The sequence below is a fragment of the Pseudoflavonifractor sp. MSJ-37 genome, from assembly GCF_018917965.1.
Lineage (GTDB): Bacteria > Bacillota > Clostridia > Oscillospirales > Oscillospiraceae > Pseudoflavonifractor_A.
In genome coordinates, this window is the sequence record NZ_JAHLPP010000001.1 from 1,076,528 (window position 1) to 1,099,455 (window position 22,928).

Sequence of the window (22,928 nt, forward strand, 5' to 3'; positions counted from 1 at the left end):
CCCCTCAAAACGGCACAGGCATCGCTCCGCTGCACGGGGCGATGCCTGTGTTTCGTCTCCACCTCCGGAGAGGGCGGGTCAGCTCTCCTCCGACTGCTGTTCCGCTTCCGCCTGTTTCTTCGCCACGGCCGCGTCCCGCATGGCGATGGTCTCCTCCAGTGTGCGGGCGGGTCGGGCTCCGATCTGGGCTGCCCAGTCCGTGACCCAGGCCCGGATGGCCTCCAGGCCTTCCTCGCTCATGGGGAACGTCCTGGTCTCCTCCACGGTACTGAACGCATAGCTCCAGGGGCCCTCCCAGACCTCCGCCGTCAGGGAATCGTCCTTCGGGACCACCCGATAGCGCATCCGGCCGGCGCTGGCCGTCCAGAAATTCTCGTTTTGGAAATGGGACAGGACAGGCAGGAAACACTCCTCCATATGCCGTTCCTCCTTCTCTCTCGACTGCTTTTTCACTTCTTATGATAGCATAATCGCGCCAAATGGAAAAGCCCCCGGAGGCCGGACCGATATCCGTCTCCGTGGGCTTTCTGTATGTCAGGGCTGTTCCGCGTAGCGGGACAGGAACTGCCGGGTGCGCTCCTGCGTGGGGTGCTCGATGACCTCTCGGGCGGGCCCCTGCTCCACGATCACGCCGCCGTCCATGAAGATGACCTGATCTGCCACGTCCCGGGCAAAGGCCATCTCATGGGTGACGATGACCATCGTGGTCTTTTTCTCCGCCAATCCCCGGATCACCCGCAGGACCTCGCCGGTGAGCTCCGGATCCAGAGCGGAGGTCGGCTCGTCGAAGCAGAGCACGTCGGGCCGGAGGGCCAGCGCCCGGGCGATGGCCACCCGCTGCTGCTGTCCGCCGGAGAGCTGGTGGGGATAGTGCTCCGCCCGCTCCTTCAGGCCCATCATCTCCAGCAGGGCCATGCCCTGCCCGTCGATCTCGGTCAGGAGCTCCCGCCTGCGCGTTTTATAGTCGGGACGCTCCCGGGCGCTGAGCTTCAGGGCCAGCGTCACGTTCTCCAGCGCCGTGTACTGGGGGAACAGGTTGAAGGATTGGAACACCATGCCAAAGTGGAGCCGCTTCCGGCGGATCTCTCTCTCCTTCTGGGTGGTCGGGTCCGCCGCGTCGAACAGGAGCTCGTCCTTCACCCTGATGGTGCCGGAGTCGGGAGTCTCCAGGAAATTCAAGCACCGCAGGAGGGTGGTCTTTCCGGAGCCGGAGGAGCCGATGATGGCCAGCGCCTGCCCCTCCTCCAGCGAGAAGCTGATGCCCTTCAGGACCGTGGTGGGACCGAAGTCCTTCTTGATGCCGTCTACCTCTAAGATCGCCATATCACGTCCTCCTTACACCCGGAAATAGCTCAGCTTCTTCTCCGCCAGGTTCAGCAGCAGAGTGACGATGCCGTTGAACACCAGGAAAAAGACGCCCGCATAGAACAGGGGCCAGATCATCGCCTTGTTGCCGAAGTCCTTGGCGATCTTGATGATCTCCGCCACCATGATGAAGTTGGCCAGAGAGGTGTCCTTCACCAGCGTGATGATCTCATTGCCCATGGGGGGCACGATGCGCTTGATGACCTGGAGCAGGGTGATCCGGAAGAAGATCTGGGTCTTGGTCAGGCCCAGGACCTGTCCGGCCTCCCGCTGGCCGGCGGGCACGCCCTGGATTCCGCCCCGGAAGATCTCCGAGAAATAGGCGGCATAGTTGAGCACGAACGCCACCGCGGCCGCCCCCATCCGGGAGAGGGAGTGGCCCGGCCCCAGCAGGATGCCCGGCATATAGAACACGATGGCCAGCTGGAGCATCAGGGGGGTCGAACGCATGATGTAGACGTAGAACCGGACCAGCCAGCTCAGGGGTTTGAAGGGGCTCATGGTGCCGAAGGACACCACCAGTCCAAGGGGCAGGGCCAGGATCAGCGTGACCGCGAAGAGCTCGCAGTTATAGCGGAACCCCTCCAGCAACATCATCGTCACGGTCTGGAATGACATAGTCTTTCTCCTCCGTCCATGTCGATAAGCAAGCGAAGGGCAGGAGGTATCGGCCTCCTGCCTTTCGCGCTCTCGTCTTGTGGTCTTGTCTCTTACTTCTGGTTGGCCAGGAGCAGGTCGCCCAGCTCATACTTCACAGCCAAATCGTTCAGGGTGCCGTCATCGATCAGCTCCTGCATGGCCTCGTTCACCTTCTCCGTGACGTCGGAGCCCTTGCGGAAGCCGATGCCATACTCCTCCACGGACAGCTCCAGGTCGGGGATGACGGTCAGGTCGGAGTAGTCGCCGGTGCCGGCCAGAGCGTTGGCCAAGACGAAGTCCATGACGGCGGCGTCCGCGGCGCCGCTCTTGACCTCCAGCAGAGCGTCGGTCTGCTTCAGCACGGAGGTGTAGCTGGCCTGGCTCAGGTCCGCATCGTCCTGGATGGCGGCCTCACCGGCGGAACCGGCCTCGGCCTCCAGGTTCGCGCCGGACAGAGAGGCGGTGTCGGTGTACTTGTCCGCGTCGGCGGAGCGGATCACCACCACCTGATAGTTCTTGATGTAGGGATCGGAGATGGACAGGGCCTCCTCCAGCTCGGGGGTGATGGTCATGCCATTCCAGATGCAGTCGATGTTCTTGGACTCCAGCTCCAGGACCTTGGAGTCCCAATTGATCTCCACGAACTCTGGCTCCACGCCCAGCTTGGCGCAGACGGCCTGGGCAAACTCGGTCTCGAAGCCGGTGAGCTGGCCGTCCTCCCCGATGTAGTTCATGGGCTCGAACAGCGTGTAGCCGATCTTCAGGGTGCCGTTGCCGCTGACATAGCTCCAGTCGCTGTCCGCAGAGGCGGTCTCAGCGGGAGCAGAGGCGGCGGGCGCCGTGCTGGCCGCGGGGGTGGAGCTGGCGGAGCCGCCGGAGCAGGCGGTGAGAGACAGGCCCAGCGCGGTCGCCAAGGCCAGAGAGAAGAGCTGCTTTTTCATTTCCAGGTTCCTCCAAAGTCATGATGTGATCGTACCGGGCAGGCTCCGTAGGAGCGCCGGCCCCTCATTGCTTTAGTATAGTAACACAATAAAGTAGTTTTGGGAAGGGGGTAAATGAAAAAATTTTGTGGACCCGCTCCGCGCTCCTCCCCCCGGTCAGGGCAGCGCTACACAGCAGCGCACCGTCTGTCCGCCGCAGGATCCGGTCAGGATCCCGAGCGGGACCTCTACCGCGAACACACACCTGGCGATGTCGTCCATGAGCACCAGGAACACCGCGCCCACCAGGGCGGAGGTGGGGATCAGCCGCTGATAGTTGGAGCCGCAGAGGGCCCGAGCCACATGGGGGATCACCAGCCCCACCCAGCCCACCAGAGCGGCCGCCGCGATCCGCGGCAGGCGGATATCGAACAGAGCCACCTCCGTATTGGCTGCCCAGGCGGCCATCGTCCCGATCAGGACCAGGATCAGCACCGGATAGAGCGCTCCGCTCCGGATCTGTCTGTTCGGTCTCATCTCACTACCGCGCTCCTCTTCTCATGTTCGACACAAAGCACGGCTCTCCGCCCCGCTACGTGCGGAGACGGAGGGCCGTGCCAGATCCACAGGGCCGTCGTCAATAATAGATCTCCATGCCCTGCTCCTTGTAGTACTGCTCCACCTGAGCGATCGTGTTGCGGAACTCCATGCCGTCCCGATACTCGAAGCCCTCCTCCCGGGCGGCCTTCTCTGTGTCGATATAGCCGGGGGTCCGGTCGATATGGATGCCCAGGGCGCTGTTCCCGCCGCCAGCCTCCAGCGAGGTGGGGCCGCCCTTGGTGGCCCACCAGCCCTGGGCCCCTCCGATGTCGATCTCGGGCAGGACCAGCCGGGCGACGGCCACCACCCGGCCGGCCTCCCGCGCGGAGCAGGCCGGCCGATCCTTCAGGAGGATGCCGTTGAAGGGATAGAACTTGCTCACATACAGACTCTTGAGCCGAGGATATCCCTTGATCTGGAACAGGAAGTCCACATAGTCCTCATACTTGGTCTCCTGAGGGCTGAGGCCCGCCAGGATCCCGGTGCCGAAGCCGATCCCCGCGTCACAGATGTCCTGGGCGAAGCGCTTTTTGGCCTCCAGGCTGTCGCCGGGCTTCATCCGGGCGAACACCTTGGGGTTTAGCGTCTCAAAGACCGAGCGGACCATCTTCACCCGGAGCTCCTTCAGCTCCAGCAGGGTGTCCAGGGACATGGCGGCGCCGCAGTTCACGTCGATCTCCACGTCGTGGAAGCCGGCCTTGTCGATGGCCCGGACGATCGCCAGGATGTCCGCGCCGTCGCTCCCCAGGGTGGTCCCGCCGCTGAGGTGGAAGTCCCGGATGCCGTGGGACGTGATATACTCCACCGCCTTCAGGATCTCATCGATGGAGAGCGGGTCCTTCCCCAGCTCCCTCCAATAGGGACAGTAGATGCAGTTGGGCTTCAGATCGCAGCGCAGGACCGAGGCGATGCCGCCAGTCATCCGGATCCGGCGGCCCTTCACCTTGTCCCGGACGGCCCGGGCCGCGGCGAAGAGGGCGGCGGCTTCCTCGTCCCCCTCCGTATGCCGGAAGAGGAACAGGGCCTCCTCCCGACCGATGGGGCGCTCCTTGGCCCGCTCCAGCACCTGGATCAGTTCATCATCCATCTTTCTTTCCTCCTCCTCGGCATAGCCATCCAAGGCGTCCTTGGACACGGAGACCACGGGGATGCCCAGCTGGTCCGTATACTCACTGAGATGGGGGGGCTTGCTCATGCTGATGATGTAGTCGAGGGCCAGATCCGGGATGGCCTCCGAGTCCACGCCCTTGAAGAACACGTTGGTCTCCGGCAAGGCCGCCACCTTCTCCCCTTACGTTCATTTCGCGGAAACGAATCATTTTTTAAAACATCACGCATGGAAGTATAGCACAAACGTCTTATGATGTCTATACCTGTATCCATATTTTCAGGGGTCCGGTCGATAAAAAAGGAGCGGCTCTCACCGCTCCTCCGTGCGCCGAAGCTCCGGCAGGTCTTCCATCATGCTCCGGGCCTGGTCCCACTCCGCCGGGTCGTTGGCGTTGAAAAGGCTCCGCTCCACATCGAACCCGGCCAGCTCCTCCTCCCCCACTTCCCGGACAGCCACATAGGGGAACAGACCCCGGGTGAAGGCCATCCGGCCTCCGGCGATGCTCCTCGCCACCACCGGGAGACAGCTTTTTCGGTACAGGGCGAACAGAGGTTCCAGGCGGCCGCCGCTCCGCCGGATGAGGCACACGTCGGCCTCCCCCGCCTGCCCGGCCAGCCGCCGGGCCATGGCCGGGTCGCTGAAGGGCATATCCACCGCGGTCAGGAACACCGCGTCGGTGTCCAGCGCCGCCAGAGCCGCCTCCAGCCCCGCCATGGGGCCGGAGCCCGGATGGAGGTCCCGGATGCCGGCCACGCCCACCGGGAGGGCCCGCCCGGTCTCCCCCAGCGAGACGGCCACGCCGTCGAACACGCCGGTCCACCGGCGGATCGTCCGCTCCAGCAGGGTCTCTCCATCCAGAGACAGGCTCCCCTTGTCCTGCCCCATCCGGCTGGAACGGCCCCCGGTCAAGATCACGGTCATGATGCGCATAGACTCCACCCTTTTCGCTCGATGTATCGCCTATGATTGTACCAGTTTTCCCGGATGCTGACAAGCGATCCCGCTGTCATAAGGGCCGCCGGCCAGCCGTATCCTGTCCTTGTAGACGATCCGCTCCCAAGTGCGAATGGAGGTAGTGCCATGAAAAAATTGGCCGCGGCCCTGCTGGCCGCTTCTCTGCTGCTCCTTCCGGCCGCGGCGGCGCCCGGCGTGCCTCAGGTGGAGGCCAAGGCCTCCGTCCTCATGGAGAAGGAGACCGGGACCCTGCTCTGCGCGTCCCATGCCCACGATAAGCTGGAGCCGGCCAGCGTCACGAAGGTCATGACCATGCTTTTGGTGATGGAGGCCCTCGACGACGGACGTCTCTCCCCGGAGGAGCCGGTGACGGTCTCGGCCCACGCCGCATCCATGGGCGGCTCCCAGATCTATCTGAAGGAACACGAGCAGATGACGGTCCATGACCTGCTCAAGGCGGTAGCAGTAGTCTCCGGCAACGACGCGGCGGTGGCCCTGGCAGAGCATCTGGCCGGCACCGAGGAGGCCTTCGTGGAACAGATGGATCGGCGAGCCGCTGAACTGGGCATGGAGGACACCCATTTCGTCAATTGCACCGGCCTCCCGGCCGCGGGGCACGTGACCTCTGCCTATGACATCGCCCTCATGTCCCGGGCCCTGATCCAGCACCCGTCCATTCGGGACTACACCACCATCTGGATGGACTCCATCCGGGACGGGGCCTTCCAGCTCTCCAACACCAACCGGCTGATCCGCTTCTACCAGGGAGCCACCGGCCTCAAGACCGGCTCTACCGACCAGGCGGGCTACTGCCTTTCCGCCACCGCCGAGCGGGATGGTATGGAGCTGATCGCCGTCGTGCTCGGCGCCCCTACCTCCGCCAAGCGCTTCGACGGAGCCAAGGCCCTGCTGGACTATGGCTTCGCCAGCTATGGACTCGTACCGGTCCAGCCGGAGCAGGCGCTGCCCCCGGTGCCCGTCCAGTTGGGAGATCAGGACTGCGTCCAGCCGGAGCTCTCCCTCCCCCGCCAGATCCTGGTACGGAAGGACCAGGCCGGTCAGATCTCCACCGAGCTGGAGCTGGCCGATCAGGTGGAGGCCCCAGTGGAGCAGGGTCAGATCCTTGGCTGGCTGACCGTGCGGGTAGCCGGAGAAGAGCGGGAGCGCCTCCCGATCACCGCTGCCCGGCCGGTGGCGCGGCTCACCCTCCCCCAGATCTTCCTCGGCCTCCTGAGCGGCCTCTTCCTGGCCGGTCAGGCTGGGTGACAAGACCGGTCTCCGCCGTCCATACGGCGGGACACCGTCATTTTGGACCGTGTCCCGTTTTCCCGTTGTTTCGGCAGATCGTTTCCTGTAAGATAGTTTTTACAAAAGCAAAGCCCCATGGACTTGACGCTCATGCGTTTGTGTTGTATGATTTTTACAGATCGTGGCCTACGTTTTTGGTGAGCCGTCATCATTCCAACGGCACTTCTGAACTTGTCAGGTCAATTTTTGGATGTTTGATGTACGAAGGAGCGATCCTCATATGAAGCATGCCGCGAACCGCGAACCAGCGCTGTCCGCGTTCCTGGAGGGCAAGGCCGTCCGGGCGCAGCAGTATCTGGGTTCGCACGCCGAAACGAGAGACGGCGCGGACGGCTATGTGTTCCGCGTCTGGGCCCCTCATGCCGAAGCCGTGGCCGTCATGGGCGACTTCAACGGCTGGAGCGACTCGGACCATCCCATGGTGCCCCTGGGCGGTGGCGTCTGGGAGACGTTCATCCCCGGTCTGGCCCGCTATGACACCTATAAGTACGCGGTCCATACCAGAGACGGCCGGGTGCTGGCCAAGGCTGACCCCTACGCCTTCCATGCGGAGACCCGTCCCGGGACCGCCTCCAAGCTCTACGAGCTGGGGGACTATGTCTGGGGCGATGACGCCTGGCTGGCCCACCGGAGGAAGGCGCTGGTCTATGACCGGCCCCTGAACATCTATGAGCTCCATCTGGGCTCCTGGCGGCGCACCGGGGACGACCAGTTCCTCAGCTACCGGGACATCACCCGCTATCTGGTGCCCTATGTGAAGGAGATGGGCTTCACCCATGTGGAGCTGCTCCCCGTGACGGAGTTCCCGCTGGACGACTCCTGGGGCTATCAGTGTACCGGATACTTCGCCGCCACCAGCCGGTACGGCACCCCTGACGACTTCATGTATCTGGTGGACCAGCTCCATCAGGCGGGAGTCGGCGTCATCCTGGACTGGGTGCCCGCCCACTTCCCCAAGGACGCCTTCGGCCTCTATGAGTTCGACGGCCGTCCCTGCTATGAGTACGAGGACCCCAAGAAGGGGGAACACGCCGACTGGGGCACCCGGGTGTTCGACTACGGCCGGAACGAGGTCCGCTCGTTCCTCTACTCCTCCGCTCTTTTCTGGCTGGAGGAGTTCCATATCGACGGCCTGCGGGTGGACGCAGTGGCCTCCATGCTCTATCTGGACTACGGCCGGGGGCCCGGCCAGTGGACGCCCAACGCCTTCGGCGGACACGAGGACCTGGATGCGGTGGAGTTCCTCCAGGCGCTCAACTCCCATGTGTTCCAGGACCACCCCGACGTGCTCATGATCGCGGAGGAGTCCACGGCGTGGCCCCGTGTCTCCCACCCGGTGGGGCCGGGCGGCCTGGAGGGCGGACTGGGCTTCAACCTCAAGTGGAACATGGGCTGGATGAACGACATCTGCCACTACATGAAGATGGACCCCTATTTCCGGCAGTTCAACCACAAGGACATCACCTTCTCCCTGATGTACGCCTTCTCGGAGAACTTCGTCCTCCCCCTCTCCCACGATGAGGTGGTCCACATGAAGGGTTCCCTCATCAACAAGATGCCGGGGCCGGACGAGGAGAAATTCGCCGGGGTCCGGGTCTTTTATACCTATATGCTCACCCATCCGGGGAAGAAGCTCCTCTTCATGGGGGCGGAGTTCGGGCAGTTCAATGAGTGGCATTTCGAGCACTCTCTGGATTGGCACCTGCTGGAGCAGGAGCGTCATCAGCAGCTCCAGACCTTCTTCAAAGCCGCCAACGAGTTCTATCTGGAGCGGCCGGAGCTGTGGGAGCTGGACTTCTCTTGGGAGGGCTTCCAGTGGCTCTGCGCCGACGACGCTCAGGGCAACTGCGCCGCCTTCCTGCGGAAGGACAAGAAGGGCCGGAGCCTGCTGGTCCTGTGCAACTTCTCCCCGGTCCACCGGGCGGGCTATCGGCTGGGCGTCCCCTGTCCCGGCCGGTATGAAGTCTGCTTCGATACCGACGATCCCGCCTTCGGCGGCTCTGGCCTGGGGGACCACGCGCCCCTCAAGTCGGAATACGTCCCCTGCCATGGGCAGGAGCAGTCCATCTCCGTGGATCTCCCCCCCATGGGGGCCGTGATCCTGCGGTGTACCAAAAAATTCCCGCCCCGCCGGAAGAGAGCGGAGCTCCATCCGGCGGCCAAGCCGGTCCCGAAGCGCCGTCCCCGGGCCAGCCGGTCCGAGGGCTGATCCGACGGATATCCCAAGCACGTCCCGGATCGGCCGGGACATCTCAGAACAGCAACGCGAGAGGTGAATCTGTCATGAAAAAGGAATGTGTCGCTATGCTCCTGGCTGGCGGACAGGGCAGCCGTCTCCATGCCCTGACCAGCCATGTGGCGAAGCCCGCCGTCCCCTTCGGCGGAAAGTACCGCATCATCGACTTCCCCCTGTCCAACTGCATCAACTCCGGCATCGACACCGTGGGCGTGCTCACCCAGTACCGCCCGCTGGAGCTGAACGCCTATCTGGGCAACGGTCAGCCCTGGGATCTGGACCGCAGTGACGGCGGCGTACATATCCTCCCCCCTTATATGCGGGAGGGCGAGAAGGGCACCTGGTACAAGGGCACCGCCAACGCGATCTTCCAGAACATGGGCTTCATCGAGCTCTACGATCCCGACTATGTGCTGATCCTGTCCGGCGATCATATCTACAAGATGGACTACGCCAAGATGCTCTCCTTCCACAAGGCCAGCGGCGCCGCCTGCACCATCTCCGTGCTGGAGGTCCCCATGAAGGAGGCCTCTCGTTTCGGCATCATGAACGTGGACGAGCACGACCAGGTCTATGAGTTTGAGGAGAAGCCCAAGCATCCCAAGAGCGATCTGGCCTCCATGGGCATCTACATCTTCACCTGGTCCAAACTTAAGGAGTACCTGATGGCCGACGAGGCCGACGAGAAGAGTTCCAACGATTTCGGCAAGAACATCATCCCCGCCATGCTGGCCCGCCAGGAGAAGATGATGGCCTACCGCTTCCAGGGCTACTGGAAGGATGTGGGCACCATCGACTCCCTGTGGGACGCCAACATGGACATGCTCTCCCCGGAGAACGGCATGGACCTCTACGACACGGAGTGGCCCATCTATGCCCGCACCCCCACCAAGCCCCCCCACTATACCGGCAAAGACGCGGTCGTGGCGCACTCCATGCTCACCGGCGGCTGTGAGGTCTATGGCACCGTGGAGAACTCGGTGCTCTTCCACTCGGTCCGGGTGGAAGAGGGCGCGCGGGTGTCCTACTCCATCCTCATGCCCGGCACGGTCGTGAAAGCCGGCGCTGTGGTGGAATACGCCATCATCGCCGAGAACACCGTCATCGGCCAGAACGCCAAGGTGGGCACGCCCCCGCCAGAGGACGTTCCCCGTGACGACTGGGGCATCGCCGTGGTGGCCCAGAACCTGAAGGTCGGCGACCGGGCTGTGGTCCCCGCCAAGGCCATGATCACCCGCAACGTGAAAGGAGGGAAGGAGAAATGATCAACAAGCTCCACGGGATCATCTTCGCTTACCGCTCCAATCCCAACCTGCGTGAGCTGACCCAGCACCGAAACACCTGCTCCATCCCCTATGGCGGACGCTACCGCGTGGTGGATTTCATGCTCTCCAACTTCGTCAACGCCGGCATCTCCGACGTGGGCCTGATCGTACACGCCAACTATCAATCCCTGCTGGACCATGTGGGCTCCGGCAAAGATTGGGACCTGTCCCGCAAGCACGGCGGCCTGCGGATCCTGCCCCCCTTCGGCTACGCCAACAAGCGGGGCGACGGGAACAACTACCACGGCCGCATGGACGCCCTGGCCGGGGTCTACTCCTATATCAAGCGCATCCGGCAGGAGTATGTGATCCTGGCCGGCGGCGATCTGGCTGTGAACCTGCCCATCGCGGAAATCTTCCAGTCCCACATCGACAGCGGCGCCGACCTGACCGCCGTGTGTACCTCCAAGCTCAACGGCGATCCCCGGAGCTGTGACTACTTCACCATGGGCCCGGACGGCTTCGCCTCTGATGTGGCGGTGCGCCCCATCGCCCCCGTCGGCATGGAGTCTCTGGAGGTCTACATCCTTTCCAAGGAGTTCCTGCTGTCCCTGGTGGACTACTGCGTGGCCCACAACATCTCCTCCTTCGGCGAGGGCGTCCTGCTGAACATCATCGGCAGGAAGAAGATCAATATCTACCCCTTCGACGGCTACGCCGCCCGCCTCCAGTCCGTGCCCGGCTACTTCGCCCGGAGCATGGAGCTGCTGGACCCGGAGGTCCGCCGGGAGCTCTTCGTCCCCGAACGGCCTATCAAGACCAAGGACCAGTCCAACCCCTCTACCTACTACGGCCCCGACGCCCGGAGCGCAGACTCTCTGGTGGCCGACGGCTGCATCATCGAGGGTGAGGTGGAAGACTGCATCCTTTTCCGCGGCGTCAAGGTGGAGAAGGGCGCCCGGGTGTCCCACTGTGTGCTGATGCAGGGCAGCGTCATCCGATCGGACGCGGTACTCAAGTACGTCATCACCGACAAGAACGTCACCGTCAGCCCCGGCCGGATGCTGATGGGGCACTCCAGCTATCCTCTGGCCATCGCCAAAAACGAGACCGTGTGATCCTTCCGGCGGGATGGGAGAGGCGGCGGACGTGTCTGCGTCTCCCCTTCTCCTGTTCCGGCCGGTCGTTCTGTCCTTAAAGGACGGTCCTTACAGAAAGGAGCCTCATCCGATCATGAACATCCTATTCGCTTCCTCCGAGGCAGCCCCCTTCATCAAGACCGGCGGCCTGGCCGATGTGGCCGGGAGCCTCCCCAAGGCGCTGGCCGCTCTGGGACATGACATCCGCGTCATCCTTCCCCTCTACGAGGGCATCGGGCCGGAATGGCGGAGCCAGATGGAGCACCTCTTCCACTTCCACGCCACGCTGGCCTGGCGGAAGCCCTACTGCGGCATCTTCCAGCTCAAGCGGGATGGTGTGACCTACTACTTCGTGGACAACGAGTACTATTTCAAGCGCTCCGGCATCTACGGACACTATGACGACGCGGAGCGCTTTGCCTTCCTGTGCCGGGCCGTGGTGGAGCTCCCCACCCATCTGGACTGGCATCCCGACGTGATCCACGCCAATGACTGGCAGACCGCCCTGGTCCCCATCTATCTGCTGGAGGAGCGGGAGCGGGTGCCTCAGCTCCACGGCACCAAGTCGGTGTTCACCATCCACAACATCGAGTATCAGGGCCGCTACGGCCGGGAGCTGATCGAGGACGTGTTCGGCCTGGATGGCAGCTACTTCCACGAGCACATGCTGGCCTTCCACGGGGATGTGGATCTGATGAAGGGCGCGGTCTACGCCTGCGACTACCTGACCACTGTGTCCCCCTCCTATGCTGACGAGCTCCGCTACCCCTTCTACGCCCACGGGTTGGAGGGCGTCATCGCCGACAACCGCCACAAGCTCTGTGGCATCCTGAACGGGATCGATATGGACCTGTACGATCCCTCCTCCGACCCCGGACTGGCCGCCCCTTTCTCCGCCGACGACCTGACCGGGAAGGCGGCCTGCAAGGCGGCGCTCCAGCAGGCGGTTGGCCTGCGGCAGGATCCGGACATCCCCATCGTCGCCTGTGTCTCCCGTCTGGTGAAGCACAAGGGCTTCGAGATGGTGGCCGCCTCCATCCATGAGATCATGGCCATGGACGTGCAGATGGTGGTGCTGGGCACCGGCGAGTGGGGCTTCGAGGAGGCCTTCCGGCAGGCGCAGGCCATGTACCCCGGCCGTTTCTCTGCCAACATCCTCTACTCCGCCTCCCTCTCCACCGCCGTGTACGGCGGCGCGGATCTGTTCCTCATGCCCAGCATCGCGGAGCCCTGTGGTCTGAGCCAGATGATCGCCATGCGCTACGGCACCCTGCCCGTGGTCCGGGAGACCGGCGGCCTCCGGGACAGCGTCCGGCCCTACGGCACGGAAGGGGCCAACGGCTTCTCCTTCGCCGACATCAACGCCCATGACATGACCTGGGTCCTGCGGGAGGCGGTCAATCTCTACCACGACGACAAGCCCGCCTGGAAGGCGCTCCAGCACAGTGCCATGACCGCCGACTTCTCCTGGAAGCAGTCCGCCCGGGACTACCTCCAGGTCTATCAGTGGGCCACCGGTCTCCCGCTCCCTCAGGAGGAGTCTGCCTCCCCGGCCGCAGAGACGGCCCCGGAGCCCGATGCCCCCGCCGTCGAGACGTCCGTGTCCGCAGAGCCCGCCGAGGCCCCTGCCCCCAAGCGCGGCCGTTCCACTGGGCGGAAGTCCGGCGGACGGAAGGGCCGCTCCGGGCGCTGATCCGTCTGCCCCTATCATCGTACATCGCACACATTCGGGAGGAAGAGCCTATGCACCCCTATACCAAAAAAGAAATGATGGATCTCATCACCGGCAAGCTCCGCCGCAACTTCGGCCGGGACGTGGACGAGGCCACCAGTCTCCATATGTTCAAGGCCTGCGCCCTGGTGATCCGAGACATGATGTCCGAGCGGAACATCAAGACCCAGGACAAGCTGGCCAAGAGCCACGCCCGTCAGGTCCACTATCTCTCTCTGGAGTTCCTGATGGGCCGCTCCCTCATGAAGAACGCCTATAACTTAGGCGTCCTGGAGCCGCTGAAGGAGGCCATCGAGGGGCTGGGCTTCTCCGCCGCCGACCTTTTCGAGTCGGAGCCGGATGCCGGTCTGGGCAACGGCGGCCTGGGCCGTCTGGCCGCCTGCTATCTGGACTCCATGACCACGCTGGACATCCCCGCCACCGGCTACTCCATCTGCTATGAGCTGGGCATCTTCAAGCAGAAGATCGTGGACGGCCAGCAGGTGGAGGTCCCCGATAACTGGCTGGGTATGGGCGACGCCTGGCTCATCCCCAAGATGGACGAGATCGAAGAAGTCCGCTTCGGCGGCCATGTGGAGGACGTGTGGGACTGCCACGGGAACCACTCCGTGAAGCACACCGGCTATGACTCCGTGCTGGCCGTGCCCAAGGACATGGAGATCGCGGGCTACGGCACAGAGCAGGGCAACACCCTCCGCCTGTGGGACGCCAAGAGCCCCCAGCCTGTGGATATGTCCCTCTTCTCCCGGGGCGAGTATCTGAAGGCCGTGGAGCGTCAGGCCATGGCCGAGACCATCTCCAAGATCCTCTACCCAGAGGACAACCACTATGAGGGCAAGTCTCTGCGCCTCAAGCAGCAGTACTTCTTCGTCTCCGCCACGATCCAGTCCATCGTCCACAAGCACCGGGCAGAGTACGGCACCCTGCGAAACTTCCACGAGAAGCACGTGATCCAGATCAACGACACCCATCCCACGCTGGCGATCCCTGAGCTCATGCGGATCCTGTTGGATGAGGAGGGATACAGCTGGGACGACGCCTGGCACATCGTGACCCACACCGTGGCCTACACCAACCACACCGTGCTGGCCGAGGCGCTGGAGCGCTGGCCTCAGCAGCTGGTGATCGATCTGCTCCCCCGCATCTGGCAGATCATCGTGGAGATCAGCAACCGCTACCAAGCAGAGCTGACCGCCTATTTCCACGGGGACATGGCCACCGTGGAGAAGATGGCGATCGTCTGGGGCGGCGACGTGCGTATGGCCAACCTGTGCGTCTGCGCCTGCTTCGCCGTCAACGGTGTGTCCGCCCTCCACTCGGGTATCCTGAAAAAAGAGGTGTTCCACAACGCCTGGCTCCGTACCCCGGAGAAGTTCAAAAATGTGACCAACGGCATCGACCATCGCCGCTGGCTCTCCGAGTGCGATCCCAAGCTGGACGCCCTGATCCGGGACTGCTGCGGCGGGGACCGGTACCTCCTCCAGCCGGAAGCCCTGCGGGATCTGGAGAAGTATCAGGACGACGCCTCCGTGCTGGAGCGTCTGGACGCCATCAAGCAGGAGAACAAGCGCTCCTTCGCCGCCTGGCTCTCCCGGGAGAGCGGCATCGTCCTCAACACCGACGCCATGTTCGACGTACAGGTGAAGCGTCTCCATGAGTATAAGCGCCAGCTCCTGAACGTCCTGCACATCATCTCTGACTACCAGCATCTGCGGGAGGACCCCGGCTATCTGGCGGTGCCCAAGGTCTACCTCTTCGGCGCCAAGGCCGCGCCGGGCTATCAGGTGGCCAAGCGGATCATCCATCTGATCAACTCTCTGGCCGACACGGTCAACAGCGACCCGATCTGCAAAGACAAGCTCCAGGTAGTCTTTTTGGAGAACTACCGGGTCTCTCTGGCCGAGAAGCTCATGCCCGCCAGCGAGCTCTCCGAGCAGATCTCCACCGCCGGCAAGGAGGCCAGCGGCACCGGCAACATGAAGTTCATGATGAACGGCGCCCTGTCCATCGGCACGCTGGACGGCGCGAACGTGGAGATGCACGAGGTCTTGGGCGACGAGAACATCTTCCTCTTCGGCCTCCGGGCCAACGAGGTCAGCGAGCTCAAGGCCAAGGGTTATCGCTCCTACGAGTACTACATGCACGACAGCGAGATCCGCTCCGTGGTGGATGCCCTGTCCCGCGGGTTCCGCGACGGCGTGAGTTACGACGATCTGACCAAGCGGCTCCTCTTCGGCAATGGCTGTCCCCCCGACGAGTATCTGCTGCTGGCAGACTTCTCCAGTTATCGTGCCGCCCAGAAGCGTGCCTCCGAGACCTATCTGGACCGGAAGCGCTGGAACCAGATGGCCCTGCACAATGTGGCCCGCTCCGGCATCTTCGCCGCTGACCGTTCTATCCGGGACTACGCCCGGGACATCTGGAACGTGCCTGTGCGGACCATCGGAGAGGATTGACCCCCAAAGATCCACGACAGGGGACGGACCGACCAGTCTGTCCCCTGTCATTTTACACAATGACGACCCATTTTCCCCCCTTTCTCTTCATCTTTTTTCCATTCCTCTCTCTTTTGGAAAATATCCCTTGACTTTCCTCTAAAAGAGCGTATAATAAACGATGTTGTTTCGAATGAGATAGCGGGTTTGTGTAAGGGTAGCACAGCAGACTCTGACTCTGTATGTGAGGGTTCGAATCCTTCACCCGCTGCCATGATGACCGTCTGTGACGATATCTGTCTCAGACGGTCATTTATTTTACAGATCGAGCATCCGACATCCACACCCGATCCATTTCCGACCGCAGAACGAGGGCATCCCACCGGTGAGCGTGGGATGCCCTCGTTTTTTGATCTTGTCCGATCAGGATGCCCCGGCTTCTCCTTCCGTCTGCGGCCGGCCGGACGGAGCAGCCCCCCCCTCCGGGGGATCGCCCTGGGGACGCTGGCCGCCGGGTCCTCCCCTGCCGGGGCCGCCGCCCATCTCGTCTGTGCCGTTCTCTGACCCATCATTGGTGGTCACATCGCCGCCGTTGTTGGTGTAGGTCCCGTCTATATCGATGGCGGTATTGCCGTTGCCATTGCAGGTCAGCTCTAGCGTGCCGCCGTTGACGGTCAGACTGCCGTTGGAGTCGATGCTGTCTCCGTCGGAGACGATGGTGATGCTCCCGCCGTTGATGGTGATGACGCAGGACTCGTCTGCCTGTCCAGGGGCATTGCCGGAGTCCTTCGCGGCGGCGTTGATGCCGTCGTCACAGGACGTGATGTCGAAGGTACCGCCGTCGATGGTGACGGTCCGGCCCTCGATGCCCTCATCGCAATACGGGATAGCGAAGGCGCCGCCCCCGATCCATACGCCGGCATCGGAGTGGATACCGTCATCGCCGGCGCGGATGGTCCAGTCCCCTCCGCCGATCGTCACGTCGCCGCCGGCATGGACGCTGTCGTCCTCCGTGTCCAGAGAGAAGGTCCCTGCCGTCACCAGCAGAGCGCCATCGGACTTGATGCCCTTCCGACTGGTGCTGTCCGCGGCCTCTTCGGCGGTCTCCGCGGTCTCCCCTTCCGTGGCTAGATCGTCGTCCACGGGCTGGGTCTGGCCGGGCCCTTCCGGCGGTTGCTGGGCATCCTCCGGACTCTGGGGCGCACCGGTGGGAGGCGTGCCCGCCGTGCCGTCCATCTGGGGCCGCTGGCCGCCGGGGCCGCCGCCCATACCGGGATCCATCCGGTCCCCCGTCTTCATGTCAGCCGCCGCGCTCCCTCCGCCGGTGACGATGGTGGACTCGCCCCCGTCGATCTGAAGGTCTCCGGAGGCGCTGAGGCCGTCGCCCTGAGCAGTGAGGTCGAAGGCTCCGTCCGCGATGTAGAGGAAGCCCTTGTCCGTGTCCTCCCCGTGATCGGCGTGGATCGCGTCCTTGCCGGAGATGATCGTGAAGCTCCCTCCGGCAATGGCCACGTCATCCTTCCCGGCGAGACCGTGGGAGGCCGCTGTGACGGCGTAGGTCCCTCCGCCGACGGTCAGCTCGTCCTTGGACACGATCCCGTGTCCCGCGGGACTGTCCACCGTCAGGCTCCCGGAGCCGTTCAGCGTCAGGTCGCACTTGGAGAACACCACCGCGTCGATGTCGTTCTCATCGATGGCCTCGAAGGTCCCGCCGTTGGAGAGATGGTCCTCCGTGCCCTCCGCCGTGGTCAGGAATACCTTATCGGCACTCTTGCAGTAGATGGCGGCCGAGGAGGCGCTGGTGATGTCGGCGCCGTCCAGCACCAGCTGGACCTTGTCCTCCTCCCCGGCGTCCACGATCACCTGCCCTTCCGTCAGGATCCCGGAGAGGAGGTAGGTCCCCTCCTCCCGAATCGTGATCCGGCCGCCCTCGATGATCACAGCGTCCGACGCGCAGGAGGCCGTGGTCCCTTCCAGCGTCACCGTCACCGCCACCGCGGTCTCCGCGTCATAACTCGGGTCCAGATCCCGGTCGCTGAACAAGTCAGCGGTGTCGATGAGGGACGTCACCGTCTCCATCCCGGCCCCGTCCGCCGGGACATCCACGGCGGCGGTGGTCTGACATCCGGCCAGCAGGACGGCGGCGCAGAGGGCCGCCGACAGGCCGGCTTCCGTTCGTTTCTTCATGGCTTCCATATTCCTTTCAGGGCGTTTCATGTTTACAGTCCGGCGGACACGGTCTCCTGCTGGGCGAGGGAGAGCTCCAGATTCCCGTTCCGCAGGCGCAGGTCATCCAGGAACGCCTTCTCCCGGGCAGGGTCCCGGAGCGTCAGGTCGTAGGTCAGCTTGAACAGGCTGCCCATGTTGGTGGTGCGCACCTGCTTGAGTTCATAGTGGGACGCATAGCGCTCCAGCACCGGGTCGAACACGCCGGTATAGTCCAGATCCTCCGGGACGGTGATATGGAGGGTCCGGCAGCCCCGCCGCTCCCCCATCCGCAGGGCGATGTAGAGCATGGACATCCCGCCCAGCACCAGCGTGAACAGCACCGCATATGGGTGTACATCTCCTATCTCCGCAAGAAGCTGACCGCCCTCCACGCGGACATCCAGATCAAGGCCACCCGGAACGCAGGGTATTCCCTGGAGGAGCTCTCATGATCCAGAAGCTCCGCCGGCGCTTCATCGCCGCCTCTATGCTCTCTCTGGCCGCTGTGCTCCTGGTCATCCTGGGGGGCGTCAACTGTATGAACTACCACCGTCTGATGGAGGACTCCGACACCATCCTCTCCGTACTGGCCGAGAACGGCGGGGCCTTCCCCAAGGCGGAGCCCGCGGACGGGAAAAAGGGCCCGGGCGAGAAGCCCTCAGACGCCCCCGGCGGCCAGAAGTCTCCGGACACGGATCCCCTGCAGCGGCATGGCTTCTCTCCGGAGACTCCCTATGAGTCCCGGTTCTTCTCCGTCCTATTGGCCGGAGACGGGACAGTCCTCTCCACCGACACCGGACGAATCGCCGCGGTGGACGAGGAGACCGCCCAGACCTATGCTCAGGCCATCGCGTCCACCGGACGGACCTCCGGGATCTATGGCCGCTACCGCTTCCTGGTGAGCCCTGAGGCAGAGGGCGACCGGGTCATCTTTCTGGACTGTGGCCGGAGCCTCACCAGCTTCCGCACCACGCTGGCCGCCAGCGTCACCGTCTCTCTGACGGGGCTGGGGGCGGTGCTGGTCCTGCTGATCGTCTGCTCCAGACGGATCGTCCGCCCGGTGGCGGAGAGCTATGAGAAGCAGAAGCGCTTCATCACCGACGCCGGGCATGAGATCAAGACCCCCCTCACCGTCATCGGCGCTGACGCGGATCTGCTGGAGCTGGACGTGGGCGAGAACGAGTGGCTCACTGACATCCGGCGGCAGGCCGCCCGCCTCACCGGTCTCACCAACGACCTCATCTACCTCTCCCGGATGGATGAGGAACAGCCCAGGCTCCAGCCGATCGAGTTCCCCCTGTCCGATCTGGCGGAGGAGCTGTGCCAGTCGTTCCAGGGACTGGCTCTGGCCCAGAAAAAGACGCTGACCGCCTCCATCCCCCCGGTGGTGTCCTGCACCGGAGATGAGAAGGCCATCCGCCAGCTCCTCTCCATCCTGCTGGACAACGCGGTGAAATATGCCCCGGAGGGCGGCTCCATCCAGGTGGCTCTGGAACAGAAGGACCGGGGCGTCCGCCTCTCCGTCTCCAATGATACGGCCCAGCCCGTGGACAAGCGCCATCTGGACGCCCTGTTCGACCGCTTCTATCGGGCCGACCAGTCCAGGAGCTCCGACACCGGCGGCTATGGTCTGGGCCTGGCGATCGCCCGGAGCATCGTCACGGCCCACAAGGGCAAGATCCGGGCGGAGCGCTCCGATCCTCACCGGCTGACCATCCTGGTGAGCCTGCCCGGATGATCCCACCAGCCTCTAAAAAAGTAAGACCGCGGCGCAGTCCCCCCAAAATGGACTGCGCCGCGGTCGTTCATGTCCGGTCCGATCCGGCGGCATCCAGCTCCCGGCGGAGCCAGGCCATCAGAAGCCGGACGATCCTCCTCTGCTGGTCCTCCGTCAGGGGACGTCCCCGCGGGACCCGGTACCACTTCTCCAGACATCCCCGGCAGCAGCAGGCACAGGCGTGCTGGGCCAGGAACACCGGGTGGCCCCGCATGGGCGTCTGTCTCCCGTCGTTGGCCGGGACAGCCGGGGCCAGGCGGGCGGCGATGAACCGCTCCGCATGGGCCTGGATCGTATCCAGCCCCTTGCCCTGGATGTAGGCGATGTCCTTGGCGGACAGGTGGAATTTGGACCGGAAGGGAGACCTCCGGAGCTTCTCCAACGCCTGATCGATGGTCTGCATGGCGCGCTCTCCTCTCTTTCCAGATGGTCCCTCTTCGCGGGGATGACAGGATCTGCCGGGACCCACACGCGCGCTCTCCTCCCGGCAGGGATCTGACCTTATAAAATATCTGCGAGCTGGGTATTCCAATGGAGCCAGGATGCGTCATAATAGAGCGCAAGAGAAATGAAGAGGAGGTCCTTCCATCATGTCATCCCGTGATACCCGTTCCGGTCTCCAGCTCCGCTGGCTGGTCACCGCCGCCATGTTCGCCGCGCTCATCTGTCTGGTGACGGCTTCCTTCCTGCACATCCCCTTCCCCGGCGGATACATCCACCTGGGCGATACCCTGATCTACTTTGCCGCCTGCCTGCTCCCCCTGCCCTATGCGGTGGCGGCCTCCGCCATCGGCGCGGCCATGGCCGATGTGCTGACCTATCCCTCCTGGGCGCTGGCCACGCTGATCATCAAGAGCCTCGTGGCCCTGATGTTCTCCTCCCAGGCCGACAAGCTGATGACCCGCCGCAACATCGGCGCCGCTCTGGCCGCCTGTCTGGTGTCCCCCACTGCCTACGCCATCGCCGCCGTCATCATGAGCGGCTCCATCTACAGCTTCCCCACCCAGTTCCTCGGGACGCTGATCCAGGCGGTGTGCAGTACGGTGCTCTTCCTGGTCCTGGCCCCGCTCTTCGACAAGTGCGGCCTCAAACACCAGCTCCTCCACGCCTGATCCCATTCTTTTCAGACAGATGACGGCGGATACGCTCTTGGGAGCGTATCCGCCGCTTTTCGCGCTCGCTCTATTTGATGGAAACTGCCTTCAAATGGCGCGGGAGGGAGCCCACGACGATCAACTTGTTCCTGTCATCATGGAGGAAGTAGATCCGGAGCAGGTTCTCCGGGGCGTTTCCTACCCCCAGATGATAGTCCAGCGGGCTCTCCACCGGCACGCCGGTATGTCCGGGGAAATATTTGATCTTATACTGGGCCGGAGTGAACTCCACCGTGGCCGTCCCGGTGGGCTTGATCTCGAAGGGGCGGCCGTATTTCTCCGAGCACCGGGTGAGCATCTCCGCCTCGGAGATCTTGGCGTACCGGCGGTCCCAGTAGTCCGTGGCCAGGAAATCCAGCGCGTCGCAGATCAGCGCCGCGTCCACGCCCTGGGCTGAGCGGTCAGCCAGGAGCGCCACCGCCTTGGGGTGGAGATACAGCCGGTCCCGGAAGTGCCGCTCCACCCAGGCCGCGATTTCTCCGTGGAGCGCGGGGCGGTCCATCCGCCGCTTGAGATAGGCGTTCTCCTCCCGCTCCTCTTCCAGCTCCTGGCAGAGTTTGGCCTTCTCCCGCTCGGACTCGGCCCGCAGCTCCTCCTTCTCCCGCTCCAGCCGGAGCTGGAACTGCTTCTGCCGGTCCAGCTTATCCAGGAGGGCCTGCCGCTCCCCTGCCAGCTGAGCCAGCTCGGCCTTATGGGCCGCCTCCATCTGCTCCAGCTTCTCCCGCCACTGGGCCTCGATCTGCTGAGCGGCGGCCTCCGCCTCCGCCGTGCGGCTCAGGAGGCTCTCCCGGGCATCTGAGAGGAACTTGATGGACCCGAAGGTCACCGCTTTCTCCCGGGGATAGGTCAGGCACCACTCCTTCAGCTCCGCCATGCGCTCGTTCTGCCGGACGGCAGAGGGACGGTAGCGGTCCACCCGGCAGGCCCCGCCGAAGCACATAGGCTCCAGCCGGACGATATCTCCGGCGCCGATCTCCGCCCCCGTCAGCTCCGCCAGCTTTTTCCGCAGCCCCTCCTCCACCAGATAGCACCGGCAGAAGGCGGCGGCGCTCCGGGCCAGTCCATCCATGTCATAGGGCGGGTCCACCGGGGCCCCGTTCTGCTGAGGGACCATCAAGGGATGTTCCTTATCGAATGGGACGAATGTGGACTGGGGCAGGAAGCTCTTGATCCGCTGATCCACCTTCAGCGGCGCCTTCTCCGGACAGAGCTGGGTGAAGAGCACCAGCGGGAGCTGGCCCCGCTTGTCCCGCCAGAGCCGCGCCACGGCCTTGAGCTGTTCCACGGTCCCGATCCGCTCTACCTGCTCTCGGAGAGGCGCGATCTGCCGCAGGCCGAAGGCAGGATCCCGAAGGAGCGGACGGATGAAGGCCAGCCGGTAGACCTCCGCCTTCTCCTGACTGCCGTCCGGATCAGAGATCCGCGTCTGGAAGCCGCACTCCAGCCCCTCACTGGTGATGCGGAAAGCCACGTTGGTCTCCAGCACCCGGCCGGGGACGGCTGGACGGGCCTGACCCTCGTTCCCCGGGTCGGAGCCCAGGTCCGGCTCTGTGATCTGCAGGGACCACATCCCCTGCTCCGGCGCGGACACCAGGTCGATCACGAAGCCCTCGTTCATATGGAGCGAGCATAGACAGCTGTCGTCTGTATCCAGATAGTCCGCCGGATCCGGAGCCTGTTCCAGCTCTGCCGGAGCGGCGGGCCCCAGCCGGTCCCGGAGCCACCGCATGACGGTGAGGGCCCCCAGCCGCAGACCCGCCTGAGGGGATGTCTTCCGCTCCCCCATCACCGCGAAGAGCTGATAGGTGGGATATACATGGTTCTTCAACAGTCGTACCGTATGATAAGAAGTGGTCGTCTCAGACATTTCAGGTCCCTCCAACGTGTCGCCTCGGCCTCATTTCTCCATCCTTCGTTTCGTCCGTTCATTATATCATATAGAGGTGATATTGGAAAGGCGGGCGGGCCGTAAAAACAGCTCCTCCGGACGGTCCATTCGTCCGGAGGAGCTGTCGTTCACGCAGAGGCCTGGGATCACTTCTCGTAGGGCTTGGCGAGGCCCGAACGTCTTATGCTCTTCTATCC

The 22,928-nt window shown here is 63.8% G+C and carries 19 protein-coding genes, 1 tRNA gene and 1 pseudogene; 10 read left to right on the forward strand and 11 right to left on the reverse strand.

What is annotated here, in order from left to right; all coding sequences use genetic code 11:
• Positions 1 to 78: 78 nt before the first annotated feature.
• The 7 genes from KQI12_RS05110 to KQI12_RS05140 form a co-directional block, all read right to left on the reverse strand.
• Entirely contained in the window at positions 79 to 417 is a 339-nt protein-coding gene (locus KQI12_RS05110; protein ID WP_216571059.1) for a hypothetical protein, read from the reverse strand.
• Between the two features lie 117 nt (positions 418 to 534).
• Positions 535 to 1,323: an amino acid ABC transporter ATP-binding protein gene (locus KQI12_RS05115; RefSeq protein WP_216571060.1), complete on the reverse strand. Its 789-nt coding sequence runs from the start codon at positions 1,321 to 1,323 to the stop codon at positions 535 to 537.
• A gap of 12 nt (positions 1,324 to 1,335) precedes the next feature.
• On the reverse strand, positions 1,336 to 1,983 hold the full coding sequence (locus tag KQI12_RS05120) for an amino acid ABC transporter permease (RefSeq protein ID WP_216571061.1): 648 nt from the start codon (positions 1,981 to 1,983) through the stop codon (positions 1,336 to 1,338).
• A gap of 92 nt (positions 1,984 to 2,075) precedes the next feature.
• On the reverse strand, positions 2,076 to 2,945 hold the full coding sequence (locus tag KQI12_RS05125) for a transporter substrate-binding domain-containing protein (RefSeq protein ID WP_216571063.1): 870 nt from the start codon (positions 2,943 to 2,945) through the stop codon (positions 2,076 to 2,078).
• Between the two features lie 156 nt (positions 2,946 to 3,101).
• On the reverse strand, positions 3,102 to 3,461 hold the full coding sequence (locus tag KQI12_RS12770) for an iron chelate uptake ABC transporter family permease subunit (RefSeq protein WP_216571065.1): 360 nt from the start codon (positions 3,459 to 3,461) through the stop codon (positions 3,102 to 3,104).
• A gap of 100 nt (positions 3,462 to 3,561) precedes the next feature.
• A complete protein-coding gene (locus tag KQI12_RS05135) occupies positions 3,562 to 4,797 on the reverse strand; it encodes a radical SAM protein (RefSeq protein WP_253290813.1) in 1,236 nt (411 codons plus the stop codon).
• 147 nt (positions 4,798 to 4,944) lie between these two features.
• On the reverse strand, positions 4,945 to 5,556 hold the full coding sequence (locus tag KQI12_RS05140; protein ID WP_216571067.1) for a molybdenum cofactor guanylyltransferase: 612 nt from the start codon (positions 5,554 to 5,556) through the stop codon (positions 4,945 to 4,947).
• A gap of 159 nt (positions 5,557 to 5,715) precedes the next feature.
• Here KQI12_RS05140 and KQI12_RS05145 point away from each other — a divergent pair, with 159 nt between their 5' ends.
• The 7 genes from KQI12_RS05145 to KQI12_RS05175 all read left to right on the forward strand — a co-directional run bounded on the left by KQI12_RS05145 (position 5,716) and on the right by KQI12_RS05175 (position 15,978).
• Entirely contained in the window at positions 5,716 to 6,855 is a 1,140-nt protein-coding gene (locus KQI12_RS05145; protein WP_216571069.1) for a D-alanyl-D-alanine carboxypeptidase family protein, read from the forward strand.
• Positions 6,856 to 7,117: 262 nt separating this feature from the next.
• The gene (gene glgB, locus KQI12_RS05150; protein WP_216571071.1) at positions 7,118 to 9,106 is read left to right on the forward strand and encodes a 1,4-alpha-glucan branching protein GlgB; all 1,989 of its coding nucleotides are present in this window, start codon (positions 7,118 to 7,120) and stop codon (positions 9,104 to 9,106) included.
• 74 nt (positions 9,107 to 9,180) lie between these two features.
• The gene (locus KQI12_RS05155) at positions 9,181 to 10,398 is read left to right on the forward strand and encodes a glucose-1-phosphate adenylyltransferase (protein WP_216571073.1); all 1,218 of its coding nucleotides are present in this window, start codon (positions 9,181 to 9,183) and stop codon (positions 10,396 to 10,398) included.
• Positions 10,395 to 11,516, forward strand: a complete 1,122-nt coding sequence (gene glgD, locus KQI12_RS05160; protein WP_216571075.1) for a glucose-1-phosphate adenylyltransferase subunit GlgD — start codon at positions 10,395 to 10,397, stop codon at positions 11,514 to 11,516. Before KQI12_RS05155 ends, glgD begins: the two co-directional genes overlap by 4 nt.
• Positions 11,517 to 11,631: 115 nt before the next feature.
• Positions 11,632 to 13,230 carry a glycogen synthase GlgA gene (gene glgA / locus KQI12_RS05165; RefSeq protein WP_216571077.1) on the forward strand — a complete coding sequence of 533 codons (1,599 nt, stop codon included), beginning with the start codon at positions 11,632 to 11,634 and terminating at the stop codon, positions 13,228 to 13,230.
• Positions 13,231 to 13,280: 50 nt separating this feature from the next.
• Positions 13,281 to 15,725, forward strand: coding sequence for a glycogen/starch/alpha-glucan phosphorylase (locus KQI12_RS05170; RefSeq protein WP_216571079.1), 2,445 nt, complete (start codon positions 13,281 to 13,283; stop codon positions 15,723 to 15,725).
• A 179-nt stretch (positions 15,726 to 15,904) separates the two neighbouring features.
• Positions 15,905 to 15,978 (forward strand) — tRNA-Gln (locus KQI12_RS05175).
• 149 nt (positions 15,979 to 16,127) lie between these two features.
• Here KQI12_RS05175 and KQI12_RS05180 read toward each other — a convergent pair.
• Together KQI12_RS05180 and KQI12_RS05185 are read right to left on the reverse strand one after the other, a co-directional pair.
• Positions 16,128 to 17,891 (reverse strand): carbohydrate-binding domain-containing protein, encoded by a 1,764-nt coding sequence (locus KQI12_RS05180; RefSeq protein WP_216571081.1) that lies wholly within the window; start codon positions 17,889 to 17,891, stop codon positions 16,128 to 16,130.
• Positions 17,892 to 17,923: 32 nt separating this feature from the next.
• A complete protein-coding gene (locus KQI12_RS05185; RefSeq protein ID WP_216571510.1) occupies positions 17,924 to 18,253 on the reverse strand; it encodes a hypothetical protein in 330 nt (109 codons plus the stop codon).
• Here KQI12_RS05185 and KQI12_RS05190 point away from each other — a divergent pair.
• Positions 18,254 to 18,364 (forward strand): annotated as a pseudogene (locus tag KQI12_RS05190) (DNA-binding response regulator); the annotation flags it as partial. It abuts the gene before it with no gap.
• The gene (locus tag KQI12_RS05195; protein ID WP_216571082.1) at positions 18,361 to 19,650 is read left to right on the forward strand and encodes a cell wall metabolism sensor histidine kinase WalK; all 1,290 of its coding nucleotides are present in this window, start codon (positions 18,361 to 18,363) and stop codon (positions 19,648 to 19,650) included. The pseudogene KQI12_RS05190 and the gene KQI12_RS05195, both read left to right, overlap by 4 nt.
• A 67-nt stretch (positions 19,651 to 19,717) precedes the next feature.
• Here KQI12_RS05195 and KQI12_RS05200 read toward each other — a convergent pair whose 3' ends face one another.
• Positions 19,718 to 20,092 (reverse strand): DUF4186 domain-containing protein, encoded by a 375-nt coding sequence (locus KQI12_RS05200; protein WP_216571084.1) that lies wholly within the window; start codon positions 20,090 to 20,092, stop codon positions 19,718 to 19,720.
• A 187-nt stretch (positions 20,093 to 20,279) separates the two neighbouring features.
• Between KQI12_RS05200 and KQI12_RS05205 the strand changes: the two genes are divergently transcribed.
• Positions 20,280 to 20,801 carry a TIGR04002 family protein gene (locus KQI12_RS05205; protein ID WP_216571086.1) on the forward strand — a complete coding sequence of 174 codons (522 nt, stop codon included), beginning with the start codon at positions 20,280 to 20,282 and terminating at the stop codon, positions 20,799 to 20,801.
• A 70-nt stretch (positions 20,802 to 20,871) separates the two neighbouring features.
• On the opposite strand, the gene KQI12_RS05210 is transcribed toward KQI12_RS05205, so the two are convergent.
• The gene (locus KQI12_RS05210; RefSeq protein WP_216571088.1) at positions 20,872 to 22,710 is read right to left on the reverse strand and encodes a hypothetical protein; all 1,839 of its coding nucleotides are present in this window, start codon (positions 22,708 to 22,710) and stop codon (positions 20,872 to 20,874) included.
• Positions 22,711 to 22,928 lie beyond the last annotated feature (218 nt).